At 60.3% G+C, this 5,729-nt stretch carries 6 protein-coding genes; 5 read left to right on the top strand and 1 reads right to left on the bottom strand.

Features of this window, described 5'->3' with window-relative positions; translation table 11 throughout:
- Positions 1 to 150 precede the first annotated feature (150 nt).
- Positions 151 to 1,227, bottom strand: a complete 1,077-nt coding sequence (locus tag ERD80_RS19650) for a LacI family DNA-binding transcriptional regulator (protein WP_136548197.1) — start codon at positions 1,225 to 1,227, stop codon at positions 151 to 153.
- Positions 1,228 to 1,422: 195 nt separating this feature from the next.
- On the opposite strand from ERD80_RS19650, the gene ERD80_RS19645 reads away from it, so the two are divergent.
- The 5 genes from ERD80_RS19645 to ERD80_RS19625 all read left to right on the top strand — a co-directional run.
- On the top strand, positions 1,423 to 2,244 hold the full coding sequence (locus tag ERD80_RS19645) for an ABC transporter substrate-binding protein (protein ID WP_058781468.1): 822 nt from the start codon (positions 1,423 to 1,425) through the stop codon (positions 2,242 to 2,244).
- A 73-nt stretch (positions 2,245 to 2,317) separates the two neighbouring features.
- Positions 2,318 to 3,124, top strand: a complete 807-nt coding sequence (locus tag ERD80_RS19640) for an amino acid ABC transporter permease (RefSeq protein ID WP_021509434.1) — start codon at positions 2,318 to 2,320, stop codon at positions 3,122 to 3,124.
- A 1-nt stretch (position 3,125) separates the two neighbouring features.
- Positions 3,126 to 3,872: an amino acid ABC transporter ATP-binding protein gene (locus tag ERD80_RS19635; RefSeq protein ID WP_021509433.1), complete on the top strand. Its 747-nt coding sequence runs from the start codon at positions 3,126 to 3,128 to the stop codon at positions 3,870 to 3,872.
- Entirely contained in the window at positions 3,872 to 4,945 is a 1,074-nt protein-coding gene (locus ERD80_RS19630) for a Gfo/Idh/MocA family oxidoreductase (RefSeq protein WP_058781469.1), read from the top strand. The genes ERD80_RS19635 and ERD80_RS19630 overlap by 1 nt, the downstream gene beginning before the upstream one ends.
- 31 nt (positions 4,946 to 4,976) lie before the next feature.
- A partial coding sequence (locus tag ERD80_RS19625; RefSeq protein WP_248295883.1) for an FAD-binding oxidoreductase occupies positions 4,977 to 5,729 on the top strand: 753 nt, incomplete at its 3' end.

Raw genomic sequence — 5,729 nt, 5'->3', positions numbered from 1 at the left:
CATGAATGCGCACCCTGCGAGGCATCACACAATTTACTTTTTCTCTGGCGCGTTTTAAGAAACAAAACCGCGCGGTTTTCTGTAGGGACGCCATTCATGGCGACCAAAAAAGCAGGGAGAAATTCCACAAGCTCGCCGCGGCGCATGGTATCACCCGGCCGGCGGGTTTTCCCCCACCGAGCCGCGCACCACCATCCAGCTGTCAAACGCGGGTAAAGCGCCGGCGGATTGCTGGCGGATATGGCAAATCAACCGGCGCGCGGCTTCGCGCCCCATTTCATACACCGGCTGGGCGACCACGGTTAGCGGCGGTGACATCAGCTCGGTCCAGGGAAAATCGTCGTACATCACAAAAGAGATATCTTCGGGTACGCGCAGGCCGCGTTTGGCCAGACCGCGCAGGATGCCCATCGCAATCAGGTTATCGGAGGCAATCAGCGCGCTGGGTGGTTCGGCGAGCGCCAGCAGTTCAGTCAGGATCTGCTCAATGATGGCTTCGCTTAGTGCATTAAGCCGAATCAGCGCTGGATCCAGTTCCTTACCTGCGGACCGGTAGGCATCAATCATTCCACTAACACGTTGCGCCACCGGCGTGGGGCCCAGCGTGATTGCCGGCGAATACGGTGCAGCGCTGCGCATGCTGGAGAGATAAGCAATACGCTGATGCCCGGCCGCCAGTAATAGCTCCGTCGCCTGTTTGGCCACTGCGACAAAGTTCGCCTGGATGGTCTCCACTTCCATCCCCTGCACTGCCCGGTCGAACATCATTAATGAACGCCCTTCTGCCAGCACCTGGCGCAGATGTTCATTATCCTCAAACAATGAGCTGCATGGCGCGACGATGATGCCATCGACGCGCTTATCCAGCATCACGCGCACGGCTTCCCGCTCCTCGTCCAGCGTTTCATCGCTGTTGCTCAGCAGCAGGTGAAAGCCCGCCTGGCGCGCGACGTCGGCCATGCCGCGCAGCGCGAGGCCAAAGTGCGGGTTTTCGATGTCGCCGACAATCACCCCGATGGTATTGGAGCGGCCGGTGTTCATGCTGCGCGCCAGCTCGTTCGGTCGGTATCCCAGCGCTTCAGCAGCCTGATTCACCCGCGTCTGCACGTCTTCACTGACGGAACCATACCCGCCCAGCGCGCGTGCCGCCTGAGCTTTGGAAACATTGGCGGCGCGGGCGACGTCTGCGACGGTCGGACCGCGTGAACGAGCATTTTCATTGGTCATAATTATTTCGAATCACAAGTTGATAACAACATAATTGACGCTGCTGATAGCGTGTGCTTAATATCAGTATATCCGAATGAGACCGGTCTCACAACCAGAGCCGGTTTCATTTTGCCCTGCGTTGAGACCGGTCTCAATAACAATAAACCGGCTTGGCGAACTCTGAAGTTTCACCTGCACAGACGGAAGAGCCTTATGACATCGCACAAACGTTTCAATCAACTGACCGCCGCCCTGTTCGGCACGGCAATGCTGGTTTCCGCCAGCTGGAGCGCCCATGCCGCCAGCGACAGTAATCCCTGGGGTTTGATCGAACCCGGTCATCTCCGCGTTGCCAGCCTCGGCGACGCGAAGCCCTACACCTTCACCGATAAAAACGGCAACTTCACCGGCTTTGACGTCGAATTCTTCAAAAATGTGGCGCATCGCATGGGCATCGATCAGGTGGATTTTATCGGTCAGGACTTCTCCGCCATTCTGCCGGCAGTGGCAAATGGCCAGTATGATGCCGGCGTAGCCGCGATTGGCATCACGCCGCTGCGCGAAAAAACCGTCGATTTCTCCACCGGCTATCTTGCGGGCTATCTGACGGTGCTGACTCGCAGTGATTCCGGGGTGAAAAACGTAGAAACCCTGGCGCATAAACGGCTCGGAGTGATTCAGGGCACGCTGCAGGAGAACTATGCGCTGCAGCACTTCAAACAGACCGATCTGGTGCGTTTCCCCGATAACAACGCAGCGGTGTCCGCGCTGAATAACGGCACGCTGGATGCCATGTTCCTCGACTACGAAGCCGCCAAAGATTATGCCACCCGCTTTAAGCTGGTCACGGCGGCGAACATCCCTTCATTTGACGCGCCTGCGGGTGTCGCCATCGCCAAAGGCAAGCCCGAGTTCAAAGCAGCGCTGGATAAAGCCATCAAAGCGGCGATGCAGGATGGGACCTGGAAACAGCTGTACCAGAAATGGTTCCCGGGTTCGCCAATGCCGCAACAGTATCTGCCCGGCGGCCAATAACCCTGCGCATCGTTATGCGTGAGACTGCATCCGGTGACGGCGCATGTCCGTCACCCGCAACCGAGAATCGGCTATGGATCTGATCACTATTCTTTCCCGTACGTTTTTTGATATTCCATCGATGATGGACGTCCTGCCACAGCTGCTGGCAACCGGACTGGTCAACACCATCATTATCTCCGTGGCGGCCACCGTGCTGGGCACGTTATTCGGCCTGATACTGGCGTTGATGGGCATCTCGCCCTCGCGCTGGCTGCGCGTGCCCGCGCGGCTGTATACCGATCTGTTTCGCGGCCTGCCTTCCATCCTCACCATTCTGTTGATTGGTCAGGGTCTGGCGCGTTTCAGCTATCAGCTATTTGGCCCGACGCCGTATCCGCTCGGCATTTTTGCCCTGAGCCTGATTGCCAGCGCTTACATGGGCGAGATTTTCCGCTCCGGTATTCAGAGCGTGGAACAGGGGCAGATGGAAGCCTGCCGGGCGCTGGGAATGAGCTATGGCCGGGCGATGCGCCTGGTGATCATTCCGCAGGGCATCCGCCGCGTGTTGCCTGCGATAGTCAATCAGTTCATCGCCATCATCAAAGACTCGTCGCTGGTTTATCTGCTGGGTCTGATGACCGGTCAGCGTGAGCTGTTCCGCGTCGGTCAGGATGCCGCCGTGCTGAGCGGCAACCTGTCACCCCTGATGCTGGCCGGGCTGTTCTATCTGGTGATCACCGTGCCGCTCACCCACGCCGTGAACTACATCGACGTCCGCTACCGTACCGGACGTCGCCGCGCCACCGCGCCACAAAGCGGCCTGAAGGAGCTCGATGAAGTGCAGCAAAAGCGCAACGTGGTTCCGGCGGTCTCCCTTACCAGCGAGCGAGGACACTAATATGGCCATGCCATCTGCATTTCACGGCGCCAGCCTCGAGCTGCGCAATCTGACCCTGGCATACGGCCCGATTGAGGTGCTGCGTAATGTGTCGCTGAGCATCGAACCGGGCACCACCACCTGCATTATCGGTCCCTCGGGATCGGGAAAATCCACCTTACTGCGCGGCATCAATCGCCTGCATGAGCCGAAGAACGGCGATGTCTTACTGGCCGGGCGCTCTGTTCTGAAAGATAAGCCCGATGCGCTGCGGCTGAGAATTGGCATGGTATTTCAGCATTTCAACCTGTTTCCCGATCACAGTGCGCTGGAAAACGTGGCGCTGGCACCGTGGAAAGTGAAAGGCCGCCCGAAAGCCGAAGCGCTGGAGATTGCCCGTCAGCGGCTGGCCGAAGTGGGCCTTGCTCAGCGAGCGGATCACCGTCCGCGCGATCTCTCCGGTGGCCAGCAGCAGCGTGTGGCAATAGCGCGCGCGCTGGCGATGGAGCCGGAAGTGATGTTGTTCGATGAAGCCACCTCGGCACTCGATCCTGAACTGGTGAAAGGTGTACTGACGCTAATGGCCGACTTGTGCCAGCGCGGCATGACCATGGTGGTGGTGACCCATGAGATGGGCTTCGCCCGGCGCGTGGCCGATCAGGTGGTGTTTATGGATGAAGGCGAAATCGTGGAAGCCGGCACGCCGGAACAAATTTTTGACCGTCCGCAGTCCGCGCGCCTGCAGCGTTTTCTGTCGGAGGTGCTGTAATGACACATCTTCAGGTTAGCGGCCCAGTCCGCACGGCGCTGGTGGGATTTGGCGTCGCCGGCAGCGTGTTTCATGCACCGCTGCTTGCCCATAACGCCGACTATCGTCTCGACGTTATCGTCACAGGTGATGCCCAACGCGTAGCGACCGCGCAGCAACGTTACCCCCAGGCGCGCGTGCTGCCGGACTGGCCAGCGCTGCTCAAGGCCATTGATGGCGGCGAGATCGGCATCGATCTCATCGTGCTGGCCACGCCGCCGGCGCAACACGCGGAGCAGGCTGTACAGGCCAGCCAGCGCGCGATCCATCTGGTGGTGGATAAACCGTTCGCACCAGACGTGCAGGCGGCAGAAATGATGATCGCTGCCGCGCAGCAGGCCAATACCTTGCTCACCGTGTTTCATAACCGACGCTGGGACGGTGACTTTCTGACATTACAGCGCCTGGTGCACCAGGAAGCCTTCGGCACCGTAAGGAGTTTTGAGTCGCGTTTCGAGTGGTGGCGACCGCAGGGATTCGGCAACTGGCGTGACAGCGTCACGCTGGCACAGGGCGGTGGTTTATTGCTGGATCTCGGCAGCCATCTGATTGACCAGGCCATCCAGCTCTTTGGCCCGGTCGCCCACGCCACGGCAGAACTGGCGCGCCATTCCGGCCCGCAATCGGACAGCGACGAGGACTGTTTTGTCTCATTGCTGCACCACAACGGCGTGCGCTCGCGGCTGTGGATGAATGGCCAGGCGGCACTGAATGCGCCGCGCTTTCACCTGCTGGGCAGCAAAGGCGCTTTCACCCACTGGGGGCTGGACAATCAGGAGCCGCAACTGGCGGCTGGCATGTCGCCCGGCGATAGCCAGTACGGCGTCACGCCGGCAGAAAACTCTGCCCGGGCCGGCACGGTCGGGGCAACCACAACGGTGCCGATTGAACGTGGTCACTACCCCGCTTTCTATCAGCTGTTAGCTCACGCGCTGTTACATGGCGGGCCGCCGCCGGTTGATGCGCGTGAAGCGCTCGGCGTTTTACAGCTAATTGAGCAGCTCCATCGGCAGCATCGCGTACGTATTGCCTGAAGGGCGAACATTTTTTTAACAGAAGGAATGAATGATGTCTGACAAAACCGTGGCAAAAACCGTCATCGTGCTGGGTGGCGGCATCCTCGGCGTCTCAACAGCCTGGCAGCTGGCGCAGGCGGGCGCGCAGGTCACGCTGGTGACGGAAGCGGCACTCTGCTCCGGCGCCACCGGCCGCTCCCTCTCCTGGCTCAACTCCGCGGGCGAGCGTTCGCAGCCTTACCATGCGCTGCGCATGGCGGGTATTGACCGCTATCGCACGCTGTTTGCCCGCCATCCGCAGCTCGACTGGCTGCGCTTCGACGGCGCGATTTACTGGGCCGCTGACGATGACGCGGGCACCAAAGCGCGTCATCACTATGAAAAAGCGCAGGGGTACGACTCAAAGCTGATCAATCGCGCCACGGTCGGTGATGTCGATGCGCAGGTGAATCCGGCCAGCCTGAGCCAGCTGGCGATTGCCAACCCCGGTGAAGGCTGGGTCAGCCTGCCGCATCTGGTTGAGCATCTGGTTCAGGCATTGCGCGCGCTGGGCGGAGAGATCGTTGAGCACGCCGGTAAAGCCAGCGTGATCACCAAAGACGGCCGGGCCAGCGGCATTCGCAGCGAAAAACGCGGTGAGCTGCTGGCCGATCGGGTACTGGTGGCGTGTGGCCCGTGGACGCCGAACGTGGTGGCACCGCTCGGCGTGCACATCCCCAACGGTTCTCCGGTCTCGATGCTGGTGACCAGCCAGCCCGGCGATCACCGGCTGCAGGTTGTAATGAATACGCCGCGCGCGGCG

It is taken from the genome of Pantoea sp. R102 (genome assembly GCF_004916815.1).
GTDB lineage: Bacteria > Pseudomonadota > Gammaproteobacteria > Enterobacterales > Enterobacteriaceae > Pantoea > Pantoea dispersa.
The sequence above is the reverse complement of the archived record's forward strand: the minus strand, read 5'-3'. Positions and strand labels throughout refer to the sequence as shown.